Annotated in this window: 21 protein-coding genes; 9 read left to right on the forward strand and 12 right to left on the reverse strand. The window is 63.0% G+C overall.

Translation table 11 applies throughout. The annotated features are described in order from the left end of the window. Positions 1-21: 21 nt before the first annotated feature. The 5 genes from rpiB to FGL65_RS01840 are packed head-to-tail and all read right to left on the reverse strand — an operon-like array spanning position 22 to position 4430. Positions 22-462 carry a ribose 5-phosphate isomerase B gene (gene rpiB, locus FGL65_RS01820; RefSeq protein WP_147819321.1) on the reverse strand — a complete coding sequence of 147 codons (441 nt, stop codon included), beginning with the start codon at positions 460-462 and terminating at the stop codon, positions 22-24. Next, positions 455-787, reverse strand: coding sequence for a hypothetical protein (locus tag FGL65_RS01825; protein ID WP_147819323.1), 333 nt, complete (start codon positions 785-787; stop codon positions 455-457). Before FGL65_RS01825 ends, rpiB begins: the two co-directional genes overlap by 8 nt. Next, entirely contained in the window at positions 784-1638 is an 855-nt protein-coding gene (locus tag FGL65_RS01830) for a hypothetical protein (RefSeq protein WP_147819325.1), read from the reverse strand. Before FGL65_RS01830 ends, FGL65_RS01825 begins: the two co-directional genes overlap by 4 nt. Further along, positions 1639-3390 carry a tetratricopeptide repeat protein gene (locus tag FGL65_RS01835; protein ID WP_147819327.1) on the reverse strand — a complete coding sequence of 584 codons (1752 nt, stop codon included), beginning with the start codon at positions 3388-3390 and terminating at the stop codon, positions 1639-1641. Between the two features lie 35 nt (positions 3391-3425). Beyond that, positions 3426-4430 (reverse strand): sigma-70 family RNA polymerase sigma factor, encoded by a 1005-nt coding sequence (locus FGL65_RS01840; RefSeq protein ID WP_147819329.1) that lies wholly within the window; start codon positions 4428-4430, stop codon positions 3426-3428. Between the two features lie 243 nt (positions 4431-4673). On the opposite strand from FGL65_RS01840, the gene FGL65_RS01845 reads away from it, so the two are divergent. The 8 genes from FGL65_RS01845 to FGL65_RS01880 all read left to right on the forward strand — a co-directional run bounded on the left by FGL65_RS01845 (position 4674) and on the right by FGL65_RS01880 (position 12014). Next, complete coding sequence (locus FGL65_RS01845; protein ID WP_147819331.1) at positions 4674-7091, forward strand: homocysteine S-methyltransferase family protein; 2418 nt, start codon at positions 4674-4676, stop codon at positions 7089-7091. Between the two features lie 66 nt (positions 7092-7157). Beyond that, entirely contained in the window at positions 7158-7655 is a 498-nt protein-coding gene (locus FGL65_RS01850) for a TlpA family protein disulfide reductase (protein WP_147819333.1), read from the forward strand. 2 nt (positions 7656-7657) lie between these two features. Continuing rightward, the gene (locus FGL65_RS01855; protein WP_147819335.1) at positions 7658-8119 is read left to right on the forward strand and encodes an N-acetyltransferase; all 462 of its coding nucleotides are present in this window, start codon (positions 7658-7660) and stop codon (positions 8117-8119) included. A 21-nt stretch (positions 8120-8140) separates the two neighbouring features. Next, complete coding sequence (hpt, locus tag FGL65_RS01860) at positions 8141-8677, forward strand: hypoxanthine phosphoribosyltransferase (protein ID WP_147819337.1); 537 nt, start codon at positions 8141-8143, stop codon at positions 8675-8677. A gap of 27 nt (positions 8678-8704) precedes the next feature. Next, entirely contained in the window at positions 8705-9889 is a 1185-nt protein-coding gene (locus tag FGL65_RS01865) for a DUF3426 domain-containing protein (RefSeq protein ID WP_147819339.1), read from the forward strand. Positions 9890-10055: 166 nt separating this feature from the next. Further along, complete coding sequence (locus FGL65_RS01870) at positions 10056-10718, forward strand: HD-GYP domain-containing protein (protein ID WP_147819341.1); 663 nt, start codon at positions 10056-10058, stop codon at positions 10716-10718. Between the two features lie 113 nt (positions 10719-10831). Beyond that, entirely contained in the window at positions 10832-11185 is a 354-nt protein-coding gene (locus FGL65_RS01875; RefSeq protein WP_147819343.1) for a cupin domain-containing protein, read from the forward strand. 7 nt (positions 11186-11192) lie between these two features. Then, on the forward strand, positions 11193-12014 hold the full coding sequence (locus tag FGL65_RS01880) for an AraC family transcriptional regulator (RefSeq protein WP_187170494.1): 822 nt from the start codon (positions 11193-11195) through the stop codon (positions 12012-12014). Positions 12015-12113: 99 nt separating this feature from the next. On the opposite strand, the gene FGL65_RS01885 is transcribed toward FGL65_RS01880, so the two are convergent. Both FGL65_RS01885 and FGL65_RS01890 read right to left on the reverse strand, forming a co-directional pair. Next, entirely contained in the window at positions 12114-15170 is a 3057-nt protein-coding gene (locus FGL65_RS01885; protein ID WP_187170495.1) for a PAS domain-containing hybrid sensor histidine kinase/response regulator, read from the reverse strand. Between the two features lie 153 nt (positions 15171-15323). Next, a complete protein-coding gene (locus tag FGL65_RS01890; RefSeq protein WP_147819349.1) occupies positions 15324-15989 on the reverse strand; it encodes a hypothetical protein in 666 nt (221 codons plus the stop codon). A 336-nt stretch (positions 15990-16325) separates the two neighbouring features. On the opposite strand from FGL65_RS01890, the gene FGL65_RS01895 reads away from it, so the two are divergent. After that, positions 16326-16859: a dihydrofolate reductase family protein gene (locus tag FGL65_RS01895; protein WP_147819351.1), complete on the forward strand. Its 534-nt coding sequence runs from the start codon at positions 16326-16328 to the stop codon at positions 16857-16859. A gap of 201 nt (positions 16860-17060) precedes the next feature. Here the strand turns inward: FGL65_RS01895 and cydB are convergent, their stop codons facing one another. From cydB to FGL65_RS01920, 5 genes are all read right to left on the reverse strand, one after another. Then, positions 17061-18092, reverse strand: a complete 1032-nt coding sequence (gene cydB, locus FGL65_RS01900; RefSeq protein WP_250645546.1) for a cytochrome d ubiquinol oxidase subunit II — start codon at positions 18090-18092, stop codon at positions 17061-17063. A gap of 24 nt (positions 18093-18116) precedes the next feature. Further along, entirely contained in the window at positions 18117-19418 is a 1302-nt protein-coding gene (locus tag FGL65_RS01905; RefSeq protein WP_147819353.1) for a cytochrome ubiquinol oxidase subunit I, read from the reverse strand. Positions 19419-19604: 186 nt separating this feature from the next. Next, positions 19605-20759: a glycosyltransferase family protein gene (locus FGL65_RS01910; protein ID WP_147819355.1), complete on the reverse strand. Its 1155-nt coding sequence runs from the start codon at positions 20757-20759 to the stop codon at positions 19605-19607. A gap of 1 nt (position 20760) precedes the next feature. Next, complete coding sequence (locus FGL65_RS01915; protein ID WP_147819357.1) at positions 20761-21360, reverse strand: histidine phosphatase family protein; 600 nt, start codon at positions 21358-21360, stop codon at positions 20761-20763. Positions 21361-21362: 2 nt separating this feature from the next. Beyond that, positions 21363-22469 (reverse strand): glycosyltransferase family 4 protein, encoded by a 1107-nt coding sequence (locus FGL65_RS01920; protein ID WP_147819359.1) that lies wholly within the window; start codon positions 22467-22469, stop codon positions 21363-21365. Between the last annotated feature and the right edge of the window lie 43 nt (positions 22470-22512).

The raw sequence follows: 22512 nt of genomic DNA on the forward strand, positions 1-22512 counted from the left end.
TATGGTCTCTCCCTCAACAATTTATTTGCCTACGGTTTCAATGAGGTCGATGCGCCGTTTGTGGCGGTCTCCCTCGAATTCGGTTTCCAGATATGCCTGCACAACGCCTTCGGCCGTGCCGATGCCGATGACGCGTTCGCCCAGGCAGAGCACGTTGGCGTCGTTGTGCGCCCGGGCCATGCGCGCCATGAATTCGTTGGTGCACACGGCGGCGCGAACGCCTTCGAAGCGGTTGGCGGTCATGGCCATGCCCTGGCCCGTGCCGCAGATGAGAATGCCGAGGCAGCCCTCCCGGGACACCTTTTGGGCCACCTTGGCGGCAAAGACCGGATAGTCGCAGCTTTCGGCGCTCTCGGGCCCTTCGTCCACAACGTCCACGCCCTGGCCCTTCAAAAACTCGACCAGATGACGCTTCAGGTTGAAGCCGCCGTGGTCCGATCCGATGATGATCTTCTTAACCATTTCCCCCGTCCTTGTGGTCGGCCGCTTCCCCGTCCGGGTCAACGACGCGTTCCTTGCCGCTCTGTTCGAGCTCCTGCTCCAGTGCGGCTATTTCCTCTTTCAGGAACGTGATCTGCTTGAGCGCCAGTTCCTTTTCCTCTTTCCGGCCGCGCGGGTTTTCCGCAATGTGGCCGAGATGCACATATTCCTCTTTGAGCTGCTTTTCAAGTCGGCTGATCTCGAAGCGGCGCAGGGACGTCTTTCCCATCAGCCGCATTTCGCCGAGCCAGACCCTGAGCCCGTAAATCAGATTGTCGAAAACTCCATCCGGGTGATATCCGCTCATGACTCCTCCTCGTGCGACCTCACGTTGGTATCCAGCCGGAACAGGTCCGTGCCCTCGGGCAGGGACAGATCCAGGGCCTGCCCGGGCCAGTCGCCGTTCCTGAAGCTGCGGCTCTTGACGCGCAGCACACCGGTTTCTCCGTTGTCTATGCTCAGGTTGAGCACGCCTGGCTGCGGCACGCCCTTGGCCTCGTCGGGGTAGCGGTCGAATTCGATGCTCCAGCCGCGCATGTCCCCGTTGTAGATTCGCGTTGCGCCCTCCAGCCGCACGGGCCGCGCCCAGCCGTCCAGCACCAGCAGGGAGACCGGTCCCCGGTCAAAGCGGAACTCGTAGCCCTGGGCCGTGCGTTCCCCGCTGTCGTAGCGCTCCGGCACCAGCGAGGAAAAGGAACCGGCCAGCACGCGGGCCAGGTCCTGGAGCGAAAAGGGGAAGGGCATGCCCATGCGGGTGGCGCCCAGCACCGGATTGACGTGGGTGTAGGCGGCCTTCTGGTCCGGGTAGAAGGCGGTCAGCCCGCCGGAATCCTCCCGGATATGCGCCAGGGCGTGCCCGATGCCCGCGGCCACGTCCAGGCGCAGGGGGCGGGCAAAGTCGCCCCAGAGATTGAGGGTGGTGCGGTTGCTGCGCTTGATGCCCGTATCCAGCACGCGGGTGTAGAACAGACTGGCCGTGACCGAGACGGACTGTGCGGGCAGCGGTGCGCAGTAGCTCTCGCGGAAAACACTCCAGGCGGAAGGAGGGGTGTCCATGCCCGGCCGGAAGGCCTTCCTGGGCGTGCAGCCCGAGACCAGGACAAGCAGGGACGCTCCCAGCAGGAGCGCGCTCAGGAAAATACGCCGTGTTGCCTGCATCTAGATTTCCTTCAGCTTGGACTTGATCCGGTCCGGCTCGGCGTGGCCGAGCTTCAGGGCCTTTTCATAGCCCTTGCGGGCGTCCTTTTTGCGGCCCATCGTGCGGGCGATGTCGCCGTAGTGCTCCCAGATGGTGGGGTCGTCGTCAGTGACCGCCACAGCGTCGCTGATGTGTTGCCAGGCCTCGTCCAGCTTGCCGAGCTTGTAATATACCCAGGCCACGGAGTCGAGGATGTAGCCGTTGTCCGGCTCCTGCTTGGCCGCATTGGTCACCAGCACCAGGGCGCGGTTCAGGTCCCGCCCCTCCTCGGCCAGGGTGTAGCCGACATAGTTGAGCGCCTGGGCGTGGTCCGGCTGCTTGACCAGCAGCTTTTCCATGAGCGCCAGGCCCTCGGCCCTGTGCCCCATGCTGTCCAGCAGCATGGCCAGCTCGTACATGAGCTCGCCGTCCTCGGGCAGTTTGGCCATGCCGGTTTCCAGCACGGTGCGGGCCGCATCCCTGTCCCCCTGGCTGGAGAGCAGCGAGGCCTTGAGAATGTAGAAGCGGTTCATGTCCGGGAAGAGCTCCAGGCCTTCGGCCACGGCGTCCATGGCCTCCTTTTTCATGCCCATGAGATTCAGAAGCTGGGCCCGGAACTGGAGGGCCTGGGGATAATGCTTTTCGCGTGAGGAAACCTTTTCGAGGAATCCAAGTGCTTTGGCTGGATCACCCTCGCCTTCGTTGGCAATGACCGCCTTGTAGAACCAGTACTCGGCCGGCGTGGGCTTGCGGCCGGAAAGCACGTCGAGCACGGTGGAGGCCTGGGCGTAGAAGCCTTCGGCGATGAAGACGTTGGCCGCATCCAGCAGGAAGCTCTTGGTTTTGGGGCCGTCCATGGCCAGGTCCAGGGCCCGGTCCACGTTGTTGAGCTTGAGATTGATGTTCACCAGGCGCAGCCGCACCTCGGGGCCTCCGTCCACCTCCAGCAGTCGGGTGTAGACCTTTTCGGCCAGATCGTACTCCTTGCCCAGCTCATGCAGATAGGCCAGCTCGGCCAGGCCTTCCACGAAGTCCGGGTAGAGCTTGAGGGCCTGCTTGAGGCTGGCGATGGCCTGCTTGCGCTGCCCCAGCTTGGCCTGGGCGCGGGCGCGGTAATAATAGGTTTCCGAGGTGTAGCTTTCCTCGGGAACGAGCTTGAACTGGTCCAGGGCGTCCGCGTACTTGCCCGCCTCCACCATCATCTGGCCGTACCGTTCGCGGGCCAGATGGTCGTCGGGCTTTTGGGCCAGGTAGTTGTCCATGATGGACGCGGCCCGGATGGAATTGCCCTCGATGAGCCAGGAGTTGGCCAGGTACATGGTCATGAGCCGGTCGCCCGGGAACAGGCGCAATCCCTCGCGCAGGATTTCGCGGGATTTCCTGCCGTTTTCCTCGTCGTCCCAGAACAGGGCGGCCTTGTCGCGGTAAAGCTCGGCCGTGGGCTCATGGGCCATGACGATATCCAGGGATTCCACGGCCCGGCTGCGCAAGTCGATCATCTCGGCCTTGCTCAGACTGCCCGGAACCTGCCGGGCCATGGCCAGCTGGTTCTTGAGCTCCTGGTAGACCAGGTAGTGGTAGGTGACGTCCGCGTCCTCGGAAAGACGGATGGTCTGGGTGGCCGTCACGCCCTTGCGCGGGGCGCAGCCCGATGCGGCGGCCAGGGCCAGCACCAGGGCAAACAGGAGGGGGAGAAAACGGCCGGGGGAATGTATGGACAGGATTTGTTTCATGTGTGTTTACCGTGTGCTTGTTTATGGGGTGCGGGCTATGCCTCTTCCTCGATCCAGTCCCGGGAGAAGTCCTTGACCTTTTCGGCCAGGTGCTCGCGAATCTTCTTGAGCAGCCGGGCCTCGATCTGGCGCACCCGCTCGCGGGTGACCCCGAAGCGCTCGCCGATCTCCCGCAGGGTGACGGGATCCTCGGAAAGCAGGCGCTCGTTGAGAATGGCCTGTTCCTTGTCGTTCAGAAGCGGCTCGATGCGGCGCAGGTTTTCCAGGAGCATGCCCGTGATCTCGTCGTTGGCCAGCTTCTCCTCCACCCCGGGGTCCAGAGCGGGCAGGAAGTCCATGCGCGTGGTGTCCGAATCCTCGCCCAGGGGCTGGTTCAGGGACATGTCGTTCTTGGACAGGCGCAGGTCCATTTCCTCGATATCGGCCTCGGACACGTTGAGGTTCTCGGAGAGCACCTCGGTGGTGGGGTCGAAGCCCAGGGTCATGAGCCGCTGGCGTTCCTTGTTCAGGTTGTAGAAAAGCTTGCGCTGGGTCTGGGTGGTGCCGATCTTCACCAGCCGCCAGTTGTCCATGATGAACTTGAGGATGTACGCCTTGACCCAGAAGGCCGCATAGTAGGAGAACTTGATGCCCTTTTCCGGGTCGAACTTCTGCACGGCCTTCATGAGGCCCACGTTGCCCTCCTGGATCAGGTCCAAGGCGTTCTGCATCCAGCGGCGCTGGAAATCCATGGCGATCTTGACCACCAGGCGCAGGTGCGAGGACACCAGCCGGAAGGCCGCGTCCTGGTCGTTCTCGTCGCGCACCCGCACGGCCAGGGCGTATTCCTCGTCGGGGTCGAGCATGGGAAAACGGGAGATTTCCTTGAGGTAGAGCTGGAGCGGGTCGCGGATCCCCACTTCCTTGCCCTTGGCCGAGAAGGTGGCCGGGAGGGTGTTTGCGGGCTTTTCCGCAAGCTCCTTGGATACCTCGAGATCCTCTTCCACGATTTCGGGTATGATGGCGTCGTTTTCGGACGCTTGTGTATCTTTGGATTTCATGTCTAGGCAGCTATATGAATGGCGCGCCATGCGCCGTCTATTATTTCGCTGGGAATCAAGATACAAGTACTATAGTTTTTATTTGTCCTTTTCAATGTTTTTCGGTAGGCCCGATTCCGTGTCGTTGGGCCAAAGGGCTTGATTTTTCTTCGGTCCGCGACTATATCAGGACATCTTGATATTGAAATATTCACCCTGCCCGACCACCAGGGCGCGGCTCACATATGGGAACCGGAGGAAAACGTGTCTGATTTCAGGAAGATACTTAGTGACGACAAGGTCTATTTCTACGACGGCGGCTACGGCAGCCTGCTCATGGGCCGAGGCCTGCCGCCCGGCCTTTCCCCGGAAGTCTGGGGCATGCGCGAGCCCGACGTCATCCGTTCGGCCTACCGCGACTACGTGGAGGCCGGGGCCAACGTCCTCACCACCAACACCTTCGGCGGGTCCGGCCCCAAGCTGGGCCTGGACGCGGACGTCTTCGAGCTGAACCGGACCATGGCCTCCATGGCCCGCGAGGTGGCCGACGGCCGCGCCTTCATCGCCGGTTCCGTGGGCCCCACGGGCAAGTTCTGCGAACCCCTGGGCGAACTGACCTTCCGGGAACTGGTGGCCATCTTCAAGGAACAGATCCGGGGCCTGGTGGCGGGCGGCGCGGACCTGATCATGGCCGAAACCCATTTCGACCTGGCCGAGGCCAAGGCCGTGGTCATCGCCGCACGCGAGGTCTGCGACCTGCCCGTGGGCGTGTCCATGACCTTCGAGGGCAACGCCTGCCTCACCGGCACCAGCCCCCTGACCTTCGTGGACACCATGCAGAACCTGGGCGTGGAGCTCATCGGCACCAACTGCTCGGCCGGTCCCGAGCAGATGCGCGACACCCTGGCCGCCTGGTCCTCCCGGCTGGAGACCCCGGTGGTGGCCCAGGCCAATGCGGGCCTGCCCGAACTGGACGACGACGGCAACACGGTCTTCCGGCTCACCCCCGAGCCCTTTGCCGAGGCGAGCGTCAAATTCTTCGACCTGCACGCCAAGTTCGTGGGCGGCTGCTGCGGCACCACCCCCGACCACATCCGCGCCCTGCGCAGGCTGGCCGAGGGCCGCACCTGGAAGCGGCCGCAAAAGTCCGACGACGCGCAGGTGGTGCTGACCTCCCGTTCGCTCACCGTGCCCCTGGGTTTCAACCACCCCGGCGTGATCATCGGCGAGCGCATCAACCCCACGGGCAAGAAGCAGCTCACGGCCGAGCTGCAGGACGGCCTGTTCACCGAGGCCACCCGCTTCGCCACCGAGCAGATCGCCCAGGGCGCTCCCGTGCTGGACGTGAACGTGGGCGCGCCCCTGGTGGAGGAACGGGAACTCCTGCCGCAGCTGGTCAAGAAGCTGGTGGCCGAGTTCCAGTGCCCGCTGTCCATCGACTCCAACGACTCGGACGCCGTGGAGGAGGCCCTGTGGAACTATCCGGGCTCCCCGCTGGTCAACTCCATCTCCGGCGAACCCGGCAAGATGGAGCGGCTCGGTCCGGTGTGCAAGAAGTTCGGCGCGCCCTTCATCCTGCTGCCCATCCAGGGAAAGAAGCTGCCCGTGACCTCTGCTGAGCGCATCGCGGTCATCGAGGAGCTGGTTGCCCAGGCCGAATCCCTGGGCATCCCCCGCCGCCTCATCGTGGTGGACTGCCTGGCCCTGACCGTATCCTCCAAGCCCGAGGCCGCGCGCCATTTCCTGGAAACCGTACGCCACTGCAAGGAGAACCTGGGGCTGGCCACCACCGTGGGCCTGTCCAACGTCTCCTTCGGGCTTCCGGCGCGCGAACTCCTGAACTCCACGTTCCTGGCCATGGCCATGACCTCGGGCCTGACCTCGTTCATCGCCAACCCCAACTCCCAGCGCCTGCAGGAAACCCTGCACAGCGTGGAGGTGCTCCTGAACCGCGACCCGCAGGCCGGGCGCTACATCGAAAAGTTTTCGGACTGGACCCCGGGCGCTCCCGCCCCGGCGGGCACCCCGTCCGCCCCCTCCGGCGGCAAGGAGACCGAAGGGGGAGACCCGGTGTTCACCGCCGTGGTCAAGGGCGACAAGGACAACGTGGTGGCCCTGGTGGAAGCGGCCCTGGCCGAAGGCGCCGAGCCCATGAACGTGGTCAACGACAGGCTGATCCCCGGCATCCTGGAAGTGGGGGAGAAATACGAGCGCAAGGAATATTTCCTGCCCCAGCTGCTGCGCTCCGCCGAGACCATGCAGACCGCCTTCACCCGGCTCCAGCCCCTGCTGGACGCGGCGGGCGGCGGCGGTTCCAAGCCCGTCGTGATCATGGCCACGGTGGAAGGCGACATCCACGACATCGGCAAGAACATCGTCTGCCTGATGCTCAAGAACCACGGCTTCGAGGTCATCGACCTGGGCAAGGACGTGCCCGCCGAAAAGATCGTGGACGCGGCCCAGGAACACAACGCCAGGGTCATCGGCCTTTCCGCGCTCATGACCACCACCATGGTGCGCATGGAAGACACCGTGCAGATGGTCAGGGACCGGGGCATGGACGCCAAGGTCATGATCGGCGGCGCCGTGGTCACCGAGAAGTTCTGCACGGCCATCGGCGCGGACGGCTGGTCCACGGACGCGGTGGAGGCGGTCAAGATCGCCCAGCGCCTGACCCAGTAAGGCTGGAAACGCTTCAAATCCGGCGCAAAGCCTGTTATCGTGGGTGAAACTCGTTACGAGGAACCTATGAAAAACACGATGATATACAAGGCCGCCATGCTCATGGCGGCCCTGGTTTTGCTGGTGGCGGCCTGCAATGATTCGTCCCCGCAGGCCTCCGCCGATATTGCGCCCTACGCCAAACTGGACATGGCCGGAGCGGACGCCCTGCTGGCGAAAAACGCGGGCAAGCCCGTGCTCCTGTGCTTCTGGACCACATGGTGCCCGGCCTGCCGCGAGGAAATCCCCATCCTGCGGGAACTTTCCGCCCAGTACGGCGACAAGGTGAAGATTGCGGCCGTTTCCCTGGACGAAAACAAGGCCGACCTGGAAAAATTCTTCCAGAACGCAACTCCCGGCCTCGACGTCTACATGGGCACCCAGGCCCTGGCCGGCAAGTACGGCGTCACGGCCATCCCGCACCTGGTCATCCACGGACCGGACGGCGAAGTGGCCCTTTCCAAACCCGGCCTCTTTCCCGGCGCCATGCTGACCTCCATCATCGACAAACTCCTGGAGCACTAGACGTGGCGCTCATCCGCAAGGCCAGGATCAAGGACATCAAGGCCATCCATTCCCTGCTCATGCGCCAGGAGGACCACGAGGCCCTGGTGCTGCCCCGCTCCCTCAGCCAGCTCTATTCCAAGGTGCGCGACTTTTTCGTGGCCGAGGAGGACGGGGAGGTCATCGGCTGCGTGGCCCTGTCCATCACCTGGAGCGACCTGGCCGAAATCCGGTCCCTGGTGGTGACCAAGGCCCAGCGCGGCACCGGCCTGGGGCGCAAGCTGGTGGAAACTGCCATGAGCGAGGGCGTGACCCTGGGCATCTACACGATTTTCACCCTGACCGAAGTCCCGGACTTTTTTGCAAAACTGGGATACACGGTCACGGAAAAGGACAACCTGAACCAGAAAATCTGGGCGGATTGTCTCAACTGTCCCCGGTTTCCGGACCACTGCAACGAAGTGGCCATGACCATTCAACTCTAACCCTTATCCGGCAGGACCATTATGGCCCACAAACTGATACCGTTCATCAAGGCAGAGGAAATCGAGCAACGCGTCCAGGAACTGGGCAGGGAAATCACCGCGGCATACGATGACGACAACCCCCTGGTTTGCGTCTGCGTACTCAAGGGCGGATTCCTGTTCTTCTCGGACCTCATCCGCAAGATCGACAAGGACCTGGAAGTGGACTTCGTGCGCCTGGCCAGCTACGGCACGGCCACGGCCCGCGGCGAGGACATCCTGTTTTCCAAGGACATGGAAGTGCCCATCGACGGGCGCGACGTGCTCATCGTGGAGGATATCGTGGACACGGGCCACTCCATGGACTTCCTCAAGCATGTTTTGTTGAAGCGGCGTCCTAAAAGTTTGAAAATCTGTGCGCTTGTTGATAAGAATGAACGTCGGGAAATCGACATTGAGGTCGATTTCGCCGGATTCAGGATCCCTGAAGGGTTCATCGTGGGCTACGGCCTGGACTATGCAGAGCGCTACCGGGAACTGGACGCCATCTATGAGCTGGTGACCGACCCCGGCAAATAACCTGCGGACAAGACTGGAGATCGCCCAATGATTGTCACATGCTCCAACTGCAATACCAAATACAATCTGCCCGAAGACAAGATCGCCCCGGGCGGTTCCAAGGTCAAATGCTCCAAGTGCGGCCACCAGTTCAAGGTGGAGCCGCCCAAACCCGAGGAAGAGGAAGTGGAAGCCCTGCTCGAGGACGAGGCCCCGGCCCCGGAAACCGATGCGGGCGACGCCTTTGACGAGGAATTCGACGAGGCCCTGGCCCAGGACGCCGCTTCGGACGAGGACGGCGAACTGGATATAGAGGAGCCCTCGGAAGACGAGGCCGACACCGGGGTGGACGCCCCGCCCGCCGACGACTTCGGCGACCTCTTCGACGACCAGGAAGAGCTGGAGGAGCCCGGCGAGGACAGCGTGCTCGAGGGTGACGAAGGCGACCTCTTCGAGGAAGGCGCGGACGAGGAGCAGCCCGAGGAAGCCGAGGAAGAAGACGAAGGCGACCTGGGCGGCCTGTTCGACGACCAGGAAGAGGAAGCCGAGGAAGAAGACGAAGGCGACATCTTCGACGACGAAGAGGAAGAGGACGACGATGAAGACGAACAGGACGACCTGTTCGACGACCTGAACCTGGACGAAAAGCCCAGGCGCAGGGGCCTCGGCCTGATCATCGTTCTCCTGCTGGTGGCCCTGGTGGCCGCGGGCGTCTACTTCCAGGTCTGGAAATTCGTAGGCCTGGATCTCTCGGGCAGCCTCGGCAACATCCCGCTGGTGGGCACCCTGTTCACCGACGGCGACATGCCCGACGCGGAGCCCGGCGAATCGCCCGAGCAGAAGGTCAACAAGATCGAGCTGGACAACGTGCGCCAGTTCTACGTCAAGAACGAAAAGGTCGGCGTGCTCTTCGTCATCCAGGGAACGGCCGTGAACAAGTTCCCCAACCCCAAGGAACGCATCAAGGTCCAGGCCGAGCTCTTCGACGCCCAGACCAAGGTGGTGGCCTCCCAGACACTGCTCTGCGGCAACCAGCTGTCCATGTTCCAGCTGCAGGTGCAGACCCGCGAGGAAATCGAGGAAGGCCTCCAGTCCGAAGTGGGCGTGCTCTCCAACAACACCTTCCTGCGGCCCGGAGCCTCCACGCCGTTCATGTTCGTGTTCTTCGACCAGCCCATGAACGACATCAAGGAATTCGGCGTCAAGGTCGTGGACGCGCAAAATCCCGAATAGCCGAACGCTTCAAGCAACGACAAGGCCCGGAGGACGCATTGTTCTCCGGGCCTTGTTTTACCCAAAGGCCGCGCGTAACCGCCTGCGCAATCAGGGCGTCATTATGCTTGACATGATATTGAAAATCGTTTTCATATTATGCCGCCAAGCAAGAGGAGCCGTCATCATGCTGGAAACAGATCTCATCAGCACCTGCCTTCCGGGCAAGACCTGCGAAGGGTGCGCCAAGGAGCAGCTCCTGGACACCCTGCACCAGTTCGCGGAGTCCCTGGGCGAGGCCATCGACGCCAAGGACCCGTGCACGCGCTTCCATTCCGAGCAGGTGGCCGAGGTTTCGGCGGCCATTGCCCGGGAAATGGGGCTTTCCGACCATGACGTGCGCATGATCCACATTGCCGGGCACCTGCACGACATCGGTAAGATCGGCATTCCGGACGCGATCCTGCGCAAGACGAACTTCCTGACCAGCACGGAATGGGAGCACATCCGCACCCACCCGGAGCTCGGGGCCATCATCGTCCGGCCCGTGGAGGCCTTTTCCCCGCCCGGAGGCGTGGCCGACATCATCCTGCACCATCATGAGCTGTACGACGGCTCGGGCTACCCCTATGGCCGCTCCGGCACGGACATCCCGCTGGGCTCGCGCATCATCACGGTGGCCGACGCGCTTTCGGCCAGGATGCAGCACCGCCCCTACCGGCAGGGGGCGCGTTTCGACGTGGCCGTGCGCGCAATCCTCCACTGCGCGGGCACACACTACGACCCCCTGGTGGTGTCGGCCTTCGAGGCAGCGGTCCGGGAGCTCGGCGAACGGATCCTGACCGGCTGAGGTCCGTGCCGGGCGGCGGTGCCGCCGTCCCTTTCATCAAATTCTCCCAACCAGCAAGATCGTCCAATCGCCCAGGGCGCGTCCGGTGCATCCTGGCCAAAAAGGAGGATCACATGATCACGCGTTTCGATTCGTTCAATACGGCGGGGGAGGACGGCTGGAACAGGCATCCGGCCTTCGAGGGGGTCTATCTCAAGGCCGTGGTGACCGGCGGCCAGAGCAACAACATGTTCAGCGCCCACCTGGTGCGCATCGAACCCGGCTGCGCCATCGGCCTGCACGACCACCCGGGACACTGGGAACTGCACGAGGTCCTGGAGGGGCACGGCTCCTGCGAGCTGGAAGACGCGCACCTCGAATATGCGCCCGGCGTCTGCGAGGTCATGCCGCAGGGCCGCCCCCATACGGTCTCGGCCGGGGAAAAAGGCCTCAAGCTGCTCGCCAAGTTCGTGCCCGCTCTGGTATGACGGGGGCATGAATCGGGGCTACAGGGACGGACTCCACTACATGCAGGTGCCCGCGCTGGACGGCGTGGGCCTGGTGCACGCCGAGGGCGTGAGCCGCAGCGTTTCGCGCCATGCGCACGACTCCCTGTGCTTCGGCGCAGTGCTGGAGGGCGCGCGCGATTTCGGCGAGGGCGAAACCGGAGTCACGGTGCGGGCGGGTCAGGTCATGGCCATCAATCCGCAGCAGGTGCACGCCTGCGGCATGGACGGGCCGTGCTCCTACGTCATGTTCAGCGTCAGGCCCGAAGCCCTGGACCGGGCCCTGGCCGAAATCGGCCTGCCCGCAAACCCCCCGCCCCAGATCCGGGACCTGGTCATCCACGACCCGGCCCTGTACAGCCGGATCGTGCGGCTCTCGGAAGTCACCCTGCGCCATGGCGACCCCCTGGAATCGCAGGCCCTGTACCTGGACATCCTGGCCCGGCTGCTGAGCGAGCACGCCGGGCTGGAGACCCCGCCCCTGCCCGACGAGCCCGAGGCCGTGGCCAGGGCGCGCGAATACCTGGACGAGCATTTTGCCCAAGGGGTCTCCCTGGCGGACCTGGCCCGCGCGGCAGGGCTGAGCCCGTTTCATCTCAGCCGGGTGTTCACGGCCCGCACCGGGCTGCCGCCCCACGAATACCAGACGGCCCGACGCATCCGGCGCGCCAAGCAACTCCTGGAAGCGGGCGAGCCCGCGGCCCAGGTCGCCGTGGCCTGCGGCTTTTCGGACCAGAGCCACCTTTCCCGCGCCTTCAAGCGCATCATGGGCATGACGCCCGGCCAGTACGCCGAGGCGCACGGGCATTGATGCCATTCCCCCCAAAAAAACAAGCCCCGGCCATGGCCGGGGTTGTGCGCCGTTGAAACGGGTTGCTGCCCAAAAAAGGCACGAGGACGCAATGCGTCGTCAGTCCCCGAGGATCTCGACGATCTCGTCGATGCTTTCCAGGGCCAGTTCGAAATCGCCCTTGTGCACGCGATCCTGGAGGATCAGGATCGCGTCCTCCAGGCTGGTGCCCTGGGCGATGAGCACCAGCTCGTCGGCGGCCTCGCCCGCCCCGTCACTCTGTTCGGTCACCAGGTGGTGCAGTTCGTAGAGCACGGGCGCCAGTTCGTCGCGCGGGAGGCCGTCATCCGGTGCGCCGGAGCCTTTGCCGGAGGCCTTGTTCCGGGAAACGAGCTTGGCGGCCGAGGTCAGCACGGTGTGCAGTTCGTCGGAAAATGCCGGAACCTGGGAATGGGCCTTGTCCACATCGCCCTTGCGCAGGGCGAACTCCAGGTTGGCGGCCAGGGTGGAAAGCCGTTTGGCCGCGAGGTTGCCGGAGGCCCCCTTGACGCTGTGCACCAGGCGCAGGGCCTTTTCCGAGCCGCCGCCGCGCAGATACTGCTGCAGGTCGTGGGCCGTGGACGCATACCGCTCCAGGAATTCCTCCCAGAGCTGCGCGTACAGTTCCTCGTTGCCGGAAAGGAGATCCAGCCCGGCTTCGCAGTCGATGCCCGGCAGCGCGTCGGACGCGATCTCGCAGGTTTCCACCGGGGTGGGCTCTGCCGCGAAGTCCTCGTCGTCGATGTCCAGCGGATTGAGCCAGCGGGCCAGGGTCTCGTACAGGTGCTTCACCTCGATGGGCTTGGGCGTGTAGTCGTTCATGCCAGCGGCCAGGCATTTTTCCCGGTCCCCGCTCATGGCGTGGGCGGTCATGGCAATGATGGGCAGGTCTGCGAAACGCTTGTCCGCGCGCAGGGCCTTGGTCACTTCGAAGCCGTCCATACCCGGCATCTGGATGTCCAGAAGCAGGGCGTCGTATTCCTTTTCCTTCAGGGTCTGGATGGTCCCGCTGCCCGTATCGACCACGTCCACGGCCATGCCCTGGCTTTCCAGGATTTCCTTGGCCACCTGCTGGTTGATGGGGTTGTCCTCGGCCAGCAGCACCCTGTGGCCGCGCAGGTTGGCCAGGGTGGCGGAAACGGTCACGTCGCGGGAAAGCTTGTGGCCGCTGTCGAAGAGCAGCATGATGCTGTCGAACAGGATGGAGCGGTTCAGGGGCTTGAGCACGAAGGAATCGAAAAGCTGTTCCTTTTCCGTGATGTTTTCCAGGTTGCTGGCATAGTCGGTCATGAGCAGGATGCGGGTGAACCGGAACCCGCTCGCGTCCCGGTCGCGGATCTTTGCCTCCAGCTCGCTGAAGTCGGGCATACCGTAATCAATGAGCGCCAGGTCGTAGGGATGCCCCTTGTCTTCCGCGGCCCGCGCCATTTCCAGGGCAGTGACACTGCCGGAGGCGTCCTCGCATTCCAGGCCCAGCCCGCGCAAAATCTCGAGAATGGCCTCGCGGGCCGTGGCGTTGTCATCCACCACCAGCACCCGCTTGCCCGAGGCTTCCGCCGGCAGGGGCTGCAGTTCCTCCCGACCCACGGGCTGCAGGCCGAAGGTGGCGGTGAAGCTGAAGATGGTTCCCCTGCCCGGCTCGCTTTCCGCCTCGATGCTGCCGTCCATGAGCTCCACGAAATTCTTGGCGATGCTCAGGCCCAGGCCCGTGCCGCCGTAGCGCCGGGTGGTGGAGGTCTCGGCCTGGGTAAAGGGGTCGAAAATGGTTTTCAGCTTGTCCTCGGGAACCCCGATGCCCGTATCCACCACGGCGAAGAACAGGGTGGCCTTTTCCGCGGAGGATTCCTTGACGTCGATGACGATGGAAACCTCGCCCTGGTCCGTGAACTTAACCGCGTTGCTGGTCAGGTTGTTGAGCACCTGCTTGAGCCGGGTGGGGTCGCCGATGAGCGCGCAGGGGGTTTCGTCCTTGAGCCAGACAATGAGCTCCAACCCCTTGCGCGAGGCGTTGTGGGCCGCGATGCTCGAGACCTCGGCCAGCACGTCCCGCAGGTTGAAGGGCACGTGTTCCAGCTCCACCTTGCCGGCCTCCACCTTGGAGAGGTCCAGGATGTCGTTGATGAGGCCCAGCAGGGATTTGGCCGCAATGTCGATCTTGGAGGCGTAATCGGTCTGGCGCGCCGTGAGTTCGGTCTGGAGGATGAGATGGGCCATGCCGATGATGGCGTTCATGGGGGTGCGGATCTCATGGCTCATCTTGGCCAGGAATTCGCTCTTGGCCGAGTTGGCCAGTTCGGCCTCCTGGGTGGCCTTTTCCAGCTCCATGACCAGGGAGGACAAGCGCTCGGCGTTCTCCTCCTGGATGTCCTTGGCCATCTGCATGTCCTCGGCGTGCCGCTCCATGGCCGCCTCGGCCTCCTTCCACTTGGTCACGTCCGTGCCCGTGGCCACGATGCCGATGGGCTCGCGCTGCGCACCGAGCATGCGGGTCACGTTCCAGACGATGGTGCGCTCCTGGCCGTCCGCGCCCACCACCTCGTTTTCGAAATCCAGGGTGGCCTCGCCGCCCAACACCCGGTCGATGTCGCCCATGACCACCTCGCGCTCCTCGGGCGGAATGAAGATCTCCAGGTAGTTGCAGCCCACCACCTCGCTGCGTTTCTTGCCCAGCAGGGTCTCGGCCTCCCTGTTGAACTCCAGCACGGTGTAATCCGTGGAAATGATCAGGATGATGTTGCCCAGGGTCTCCAGCAGGGCGTCCAGCCGCACCCGGGCCTCGGCCTGCGCGGTGCCGCACGGCTCCGGGGAAAGGCGGACCAGCCGGACGCGCTCCCCGGCCGCCGAAACGGTCCGCAGGGAAAGGGACACCGGCGTTTCCGCGCCGGAAAGGGTCAGGACCGAAGCCCGCTGGCCGTCCGCGTCCGCCCCGCTCTTGAGCAGGGCGTCCAGCCCCGGCATGCGCACCAGCTCCAGGAGGTTGTGCCCGGCCATGTCCTGGTCCCGCTCCAGGTCGGTGCAAAAAAGCTGTTCCCCCGGCCGGTTGGCCGCGATCACCCCGCCGTCCGGGCGCGCCGCCAGGACCGGTCCCGGAAGGACGGCAAGGAAATCAGGGAGTTGCTCTCGGGTCAGTTCCAGCATGATTTCGGGCACCCGGGTTGGAATTGCATGCGCATGTACACCTGTTTGCCGGAAAAGTACCATCATCCCGCAGAGGTGGGAAGCCCCAGTACGTTATTAAGGTGTGGAAGCCAAAAAGGAAACGCCCGGATGAACCGGGCGTTGTTTCTCGGGCTATTGCCCTCCGGGGGAGAAGGACAGGACGTCCTTGCCCAATCGCCACCCGGGGCGCGACTTGACGATGTTCTTGACCGCGGGGCAGTACCAGAAGGTTTCGTGGTCCACCCAGTTTTCAAACCTCGCCCAATGCTTACGCTCGATCCGGAAGGCCTTGTACTTGGCCCCCGCGACATCAATCTCCTGAAAATCCGCGACAGTGTATTCGTTTTCGTACCACTTGTTCCCCCCGGCCGTGGCCGGGCCGACATAGGCGTCCTTCCAGTGCTTGCCGACGTATATGGGGAAACTCAGCCGGACCGGAGCGGGGTCGGACACCCTCATGTCCTTTTCTTCGTTCAGGTCCCGCATTCCGACAATCTGGAATTTGTTGTTGTAGCGATATTGATAGTTGAAACCGGCTTCCGAGCGTTCCTCCAGGTCAAATGCCCCGTCCGGATAGACCTTCACGATGGATTCGGTGTAGGTTTCCACGCCTTTTGCCCTTGAAAAGGCCTTGCTGACCCAGGTGTCGCCCACGACCATTTGCGGGAATTCGGCCCGGAAGGAGTCGTCCACCGGGATGGTTTTTCCGGGGAGATCGGGCGAAAGGGCGGGCCTGGAAGCGACGCATCCCAGACAGAGCAGGAGCAGCGCGAGCAATGAACAGGAAAACAGCCTCATAATTCCTCCTATATTTGAAGAGGAAATCACCTACCAAGCCGACATTTTCCCGTCAAGGAGGGTCGACACAACAAAACGAAAAGGCCATCAAACATATTCGCGCTCAACGACATCATCCTGAGGGCATAATGGCAACCAACCAACAAACCACAATTGTTTTTTCACACATCCCCTTGGATACAAATAAGACCGTGATTCAGTCAGATCAGGCAATGAACACATCCGCTGACTCTTTCTTTGCCATATAAAACTGTAACCTAGGTATCTTTCCAACATGCCAAAACAGCAGCGAAAACCCATAACCTCAGACGGGTTGTGACAAACACGGGAGAAGCCATGTCAAATAAGATTTTTGTAGGCACAAGCCTGGATGGATATATCGCAGATCGTGATGGCGGACTTGAATTTCTCGAGACTGTCCCCAACCCGGGCGGGAAGGATCTTGGATTTGTGCCATTCATGAATAGTATCGATGCAATTCTCATGGGACGAAAAACCTTGGAAGTCGTCCTCGCGTTTGATGTCCCATGGCCGTATTCAAAGCCGGTTTTCATACTGAGTTCAACAATGAAGACCACTCCTCAACAATTGACCAATAGGGTGGAAATTATATCGGGCGAGATAAAGGAAGTGGTGCGTGATCTTCACATACGAGGATTTAAGGACATCTACATAGATGGAGGCAAGCTTATTCAAAGCTTTCTAACCGAAGACATGGTCGATGAAATGATTGTGACTCAGATTCCCATATTACTCGGAGGTGGAACTCTCTTATTTGGGGCTCTTCCCAGTCATATGCGGTTTGAACTGATAAAAAGCCAAGTGCTATTACAAGCTCTCGTGCAATCTCATTATAGGCGTATACGATAAACTAAATGTCCATAGTTCACGCCAGCAGCTTAAGCCAACCAAAGCCGAGCCGTGCTCGATATAAACAATATCGCCATGCCCCCACACAATGGGTCATGAATTACTCTAATGTAGATGCCTCGCCTCTTCTGCTCAATGCCGTTCTCAAAAAGGAAACGCCCGGATGAACCGGGCGTTTTTCCATTTGTTGTACCGGGTGCGCTAGTACAACATGTCCTCATCCTTCACCGGATGGGCAAAGGTCTTGTATGCCCATATCTGGTAGAGGATGACGATGGGCACGAAAACCAGGGCCACGCCGAGCATGATCTTCAGCGTCAGGGGGCTGGAGGCCGAATTCATGATGGTCAGGCTGTTGCCCGGATTGGGGTTCGAGGGAATGATGGCCGGGAACAGGCCGATGACGCCGAAGAGCGCGGTGCCGCCGATATAGGCGCAGGAAGCGCCCCAGGCGAACCACCACTTGGCCGCTCCCATGTAGACCCGCATGAGCACCAGGCCGCCCACCGGGATGAACAGCACGGCGAAGAGCAGCGGGTTCTTGAAGTAGTTGCCGAAGAGCTGGGTGGCCACGGCCGAATAGGCCAGGAAGAGCACGGTGAGCACCACCAGCGCGGGCCACATCCTCGTGGCCACGTTGATGCCGCGCTCGCGGATTTCACCGGTGGCGCGGATGGCCAGCCACAGGGCCCCGTGGGTCACGAACATGGCCGTGAAAAGCACGCCGCCCGCCAGGCCGTAGGGGTTCAGCAGCTGGAACAGGTTGGCCTGGTTCAGGCCGGTTTCGTCCAGGGGCAGGCCCTGGAAGATGTTGGCGAAGGCCACGCCCAGCAGCACCGAGGGCAGCAGGCTGCCCAGGAACTGGCAGGCGTCCCAGATTTTTTTCCAGCCGTCGCTGTCCACCTTGGAGCGCAGCTCAAAGGAGACGCCGCGCAGGATGAGCGAAAAGAGCAGCAGCATGAGCGCGGTATACAGGCCGCTGAACATCTGCGCATAGGCCAGGGGGAAGGCCGCGAAGGTCACGCCGCCCGCGCTGATGAGCCAGACCTCGTTGCCGTCCCAAAACGGACCGGTGGTGTTGTACATCATGCGCTTGTCGGCCTCGTTCTTGGCCAGGAAGGGCATGAGCGTTCCGACCCCGAGGTCGAAACCGTCGAGGATGAAATAGACTGCCCAGAGGACGCCCCAGAGCAGGAACCAGACGGTCGCCAAAATCATGTGAGTGGATTCCATTGTCTTCTCCTTTACGTCCTGTGGTTAGTGGCCTTCCACCGGGCCCTGCTTGGCGATGCGCACCATGAGCCAGATGCCCGCGATGCCCAGCAGCGTGTACAGGGCGCTCATGACGATCAGGGAAAAAGCCACCTGCCCGGCGGTCACCCTGGACACGGCCTGGGAGGTCTTCATGAGGCCGTAGACGATCCAGGGCTGTCGGCCCACCTCGGCCACGGCCCAGCCGAACTGCATGGCCAGGTACGGCAGGGGAATGGCAAAGGGCAGGATCTTGAGGAACCACGGGTAGTTTTCAATATTGTTGCGCCTGAGCCAGGCGAATCCGGCCAGCAGGATCATGACCGTGCCGATGCCCACCATGCCCCGGAAGGACAGGAAGGTGATGACCACGGGCGGACGCTGGTCCTCGGGGATGTCGTTGAGGCCCACGACCTCCGCGCCCGGATCGTTGAAGGCCAGCAGGCTCAGCAGGCCGGGAATGGGCAGGGCCTCGAGCTTGTTGCCGTCCTCGCCCGGGATCTGGAGCAGGTACATGGGCGCGCCCTTCTGGGTCTCCCAGTGCGATTCCATGGCCGCCAGCTTGGCGGGCTGCAGCTCGGCCACGTGGTTGCCGTGCCAGTGCCCCTGGGTGGCGATGAGCACCGAGGCGACCACGGCCAGGGTGGCCCCCAGGCGGAAGGAGCGGCCAAAGAAGTCGGCCTCGCTCTTGCGGTACAGGTGCCAGGCCGAGATGCCCAGGACAAAGAAGGCCGCCACACAGAAGCCGCCGAGGATGGTGTGCATGAACTGCTGCCAGGCAAAGGGGTTGGTGACCACGGCCATGAAGTCGTCCAGCTCGGCGCGGCCGTTGCGCAGCACGTAGCCCAGCGGGTTCTGCATGAAACCGTTGGCGATGATGATCCACACGGCGGACAGGTTGGATGCGCCCGCCACACACCAGGCCGCGATCATGTGCGCCCGGGGCGAAAGGCGGTTCCAGCCGAAGTGCCAAACGCCGATGAAAGTGGATTCAAGAAAGAAGGCCGCCGTGGCCTCGATGGCCAGCAGGGAGCCGAAGATGTCCCCCACGTAGGCGGAGTAGCCCGCCCAGTTGGTGCCGAACTGGAACTCCAGGGTGATGCCGGTGACCACGCCCAGGGCGAAGTTGACCAGAAAGAGCTTTCCCCAGAACTGGGCCATACGCCGGTACACTTCCTTGCCCGTGCGCACAAAGGCCGTTTCCATGCAGGCGATGAGCACGGAAAGGCCGAGCGTGAGCGGGACGAAGATGAAGTGGAAGGCCGTGGCCGCAGCGAATTGCAGCCTCGAGAGCATCAACGCGTCCATACAATCCCCCTTGAAAATATTTTTGTCTCTATATGCCTGAATTTCAGTTTTTGCGCCAGCCGAAAACTCAATTTCCCGGGTAGAATACGTCTTTCTGATCTAAAATCAATAAAAATTATCATTACTAATAAATAGACATGGGGTGGAGGGAAAAGAAAAGGCCCCTTTCGGGGCCGGAAGAAATGGCTATGAAATGATTGTCCGAAGAAGCCGGGCGGTGTTGGCCGCGCCGTCCAAGTCGATGGATTTGCCTGTCGGCCCCCGGCCCAGCCCGGCGATCATCTTTTGCGCCACGACGTCCGGGTTGAGATTGCCGGGATCGAGCACGGTCAGCAGGCCCATCTTCTCCAGGCGTTCGGCGCGCATGCGCTGCTCGCGGTTCTGGTCAAAGGGCATGACCAGCCCAAAGGTGGAGGCGGCCAGCAGGTTCATGGTCGTGTTGTACCCGGCCAGGCTCACGGACAGGGCGGCCGCTGCGATGTATGCGGGAAAGCGGTCCGTGAACCGTTCCACCATGGCCCGGTCCATGCCTTCCGCCTTGGCGCGCAGGGCCGCATAATCCGTTTCCGGGGCATAGGGCCCGGTGAACAGGCAGAGCCGGTGCGGGTACTCCCGGCCGATGCGGCGCGAGGCCTCCAGGGTCGCGTGCAGCAGTTCCTGGCCCACGCTGCCTCCACCCGCGCTGGCCACCACCAGGGGCGCATCCCCCAGTCCCAGTTCCCGCGCCAGCGCCCTGCCCTGCTCCGGGTCGGACCGGGGGGCCACATACCCGGTGTAGTGGACGGGAATGGTTATGTCCCCGGCCGCGGGAAAGGTTTCCTCGAGCCTGACCAGCCCTGGGTCGGCATGCACCAGCAGGGCGTGGAACAGCGGATTGAGCGTCCCCAGCACCCGGGTCTCGAACCTGGCCTGATTCGGCTTTTCCACCAGGATGTCGCGCAGGCTGCACACGCTCTTGCACGCGCCGTATTTTCCCGCCCGCACGTTTTCCAGGATGGGCAATAGCTCGAACTTGAACTTGTTGCGGCCGAACGGGAAAAGCTCCACCAGAAAAATATCGGGCCGCTCGCGCTCCATGAGCTCCAGGAACAACCCCTTGCGGCGCGCCAGGACCTCGTCCACGTCCGCCCCCGGCTCCACCGGGATGAACCGGCTGAACTCCTCGTCCATCATCAGGCCGGGCAGCCGGTAGCGGGTGGCGTGGTCCGGCAGGTCCAGGTCCACCTCGGCCCCGCCCGTGACAAAAACGACCTCATGGCCCCTGAGCGCCCGGACGATCTCCAGACTGCGGAACAGATGGCCCACGCCGAGCACGTGCTGGCTGTAGAAGACGATTTTCATGTCAGAATTCCAGGTTCAGTTGGCGCACGGCCAGTTCCCCGTCCGCGCAGACCAGATGGTGCAGCCGGTAGTCCTTGCTGATGGGCCGTTTCTCGTCCGGAATGAAGTCCATGCCCAGGAGCTTGTAGGCCAGCACGCGCAGCACGCCGTTATGGGTTGTCACCAGGATGCGCTTGCCCGCATGGGCTTTCGCGGCGTCGTGCAGGGCCTCGGCCGCCCGATCAAAGACCTGCTGCCGGTCCTCGCCGTTGGGCGGCCTGAACCCGTACCCCTGGTTCTCCAGGGCGCGCACCGTGTCGCGCATGGCCCGCAGGTCCGCCACATACAGTCCGGTCCAGTCGCCCCAGTGCTGCTCGCGCAGGCGCGCGTCCTCCAGCACGGGCACGTCCAGGCGTTCGTTGACCAGTTCGGAGGTCTGTCTGGCCCGTAGCATATCGCTGGTCAGGATCAGGTCGATGTCGCGCAGTTCCGGGGAAGCCCCCCAGTTCCGGGCCATGTCGATGCCCTCCAGGGCGAGCGGGGTGTCGGTCTGGCCCTGGATGCGGCGCTGCTGGTTCCACTCGGTGCGGGCATGGCGCATGAGAATGAAGTGTGTTTCCATGGTCATCCATTATACACGATTTTAGTCATGATGTGTTCCACGGGCTTGCAGGTGATCCGCAGGTCGTGCTCCTCGCGCACGTATTCGGCGGCCTGGGAGCCCAGCCGGGTGCGCAGGCCGCCGTCGGCCACAATCCGGTCCAGGGCCTCGGTGAAATCCTGGGGCGTGTTGGGGGAAATAAGACCGGAGTGCTCATGCCTGACGACCTGGGGCGCGCCCTCGTCGTTGGTGGCCACGACGGGCACCCCGCAGGACTGGGCCTCCAGGTAGACCATGCCGATGCTCTCCTCCAGGCCCGGAAAGGCGAACACGTCGCCGGCGCTGTAGAACCTGGTCATGTCCTCGCGCGGCACGGCTCCCAGGAAAAGGACCGCATCGCTAAGCTGCTCCCTGGCGCGGGTTTCCAGGTCGGGGCGCAGCGGCCCGTCCCCGGCGATGACCAGTAAAACATCCCGGCCCCGCCGTTGGATCTCGGCGCAGGCGTCCATGGTCCAGCGCAATCCCTCGGCCTTGACCCCGGCCCGCATCATGGCCGCCGTGCAGATGACGACCCTGTCCCGCGCGCCCCATGCCCGGCGCAGTTGCTCGCGGCCCTGCTCGTCGCGCATGAATTCCCCGGGCCGGAACCCGGGCCTGACCATGCTGTATTTTCCCGGGGGCAGCAGCCAGCCGGCGGTCTCGAAATAGGGGAGCTTGTTGCAGAAGACATGGTCGGCCGCCAACATGGCGCGGCGGTTGAGCCAGTGCCCGGCCAGGGTCCTCACCGCCCGGGCCCGCTTCGGGGCGTAGGAGGCCGAAAACAGGAAATAGGGAAGGCCGAGCTGCCGGGCAATGGCCGGGCCGAACACGTCCGGCACCTTGTAGTAGGAGCTGTAGGTCAGCACGCAGTCCGCGTTTTTCGCCCGCTCGACCATCCGGTCCAGGGCCCTGAACGCGGCGCGCCAGCGCCAGGGCCGCCAGTAGATCCACTTGGCCGGGAAGTGCGGCAACACGTCCACCTCGTGCCCCAGGTCCTCCAGGGCGGCCTTGAGGTCCGCGGCAATGGTCACGTCCCCGGACGGGCGCGGGTTGTCCAGGGGCTTGAAGGGCAGGCAATAGGCGATTTTCATGCTTCTCGGGCCGGTTGCGGGTTATTGTTCTATCATGAGGCTT

The organism is Salidesulfovibrio onnuriiensis, from assembly GCF_008001235.1.
Classification (GTDB): domain Bacteria; phylum Desulfobacterota; class Desulfovibrionia; order Desulfovibrionales; family Desulfovibrionaceae; genus Pseudodesulfovibrio; species Pseudodesulfovibrio onnuriiensis.

Bases quoted from the DNA above. Each gene is read 5' to 3' on its own strand.
- rpiB (WP_147819321.1), bottom strand. From the start codon at position 462: ATGGTTAAGAAGATCATCATCGGATCGGACCACGGCGGCTTCAACCTG.
- FGL65_RS01825 (WP_147819323.1), bottom strand. From the start codon at position 787: ATGAGCGGATATCACCCGGATGGAGTTTTCGACAATCTGATTTACGGG.
- FGL65_RS01830 (WP_147819325.1), bottom strand. From the start codon at position 1,638: ATGCAGGCAACACGGCGTATTTTCCTGAGCGCGCTCCTGCTGGGAGCG.
- FGL65_RS01835 (WP_147819327.1), bottom strand. From the start codon at position 3,390: ATGAAACAAATCCTGTCCATACATTCCCCCGGCCGTTTTCTCCCCCTC.
- FGL65_RS01840 (WP_147819329.1), bottom strand. From the start codon at position 4,430: ATGAAATCCAAAGATACACAAGCGTCCGAAAACGACGCCATCATACCC.
- FGL65_RS01850 (WP_147819333.1), top strand. From the start codon at position 7,158: ATGAAAAACACGATGATATACAAGGCCGCCATGCTCATGGCGGCCCTG.
- hpt (WP_147819337.1), top strand. From the start codon at position 8,141: ATGGCCCACAAACTGATACCGTTCATCAAGGCAGAGGAAATCGAGCAA.
- FGL65_RS01865 (WP_147819339.1), top strand. From the start codon at position 8,705: ATGATTGTCACATGCTCCAACTGCAATACCAAATACAATCTGCCCGAA.
- FGL65_RS01870 (WP_147819341.1), top strand. From the start codon at position 10,056: ATGCTGGAAACAGATCTCATCAGCACCTGCCTTCCGGGCAAGACCTGC.
- FGL65_RS01875 (WP_147819343.1), top strand. From the start codon at position 10,832: ATGATCACGCGTTTCGATTCGTTCAATACGGCGGGGGAGGACGGCTGG.
- FGL65_RS01880 (WP_187170494.1), top strand. From the start codon at position 11,193: ATGAATCGGGGCTACAGGGACGGACTCCACTACATGCAGGTGCCCGCG.
- FGL65_RS01885 (WP_187170495.1), bottom strand. From the start codon at position 15,170: ATGCTGGAACTGACCCGAGAGCAACTCCCTGATTTCCTTGCCGTCCTT.
- FGL65_RS01890 (WP_147819349.1), bottom strand. From the start codon at position 15,989: ATGAGGCTGTTTTCCTGTTCATTGCTCGCGCTGCTCCTGCTCTGTCTG.
- FGL65_RS01895 (WP_147819351.1), top strand. From the start codon at position 16,326: ATGTCAAATAAGATTTTTGTAGGCACAAGCCTGGATGGATATATCGCA.
- cydB (WP_250645546.1), bottom strand. From the start codon at position 18,092: ATGGAATCCACTCACATGATTTTGGCGACCGTCTGGTTCCTGCTCTGG.
- FGL65_RS01905 (WP_147819353.1), bottom strand. From the start codon at position 19,418: ATGGACGCGTTGATGCTCTCGAGGCTGCAATTCGCTGCGGCCACGGCC.
- FGL65_RS01910 (WP_147819355.1), bottom strand. From the start codon at position 20,759: ATGAAAATCGTCTTCTACAGCCAGCACGTGCTCGGCGTGGGCCATCTG.
- FGL65_RS01915 (WP_147819357.1), bottom strand. From the start codon at position 21,360: ATGGAAACACACTTCATTCTCATGCGCCATGCCCGCACCGAGTGGAAC.
- FGL65_RS01920 (WP_147819359.1), bottom strand. From the start codon at position 22,469: ATGAAAATCGCCTATTGCCTGCCCTTCAAGCCCCTGGACAACCCGCGC.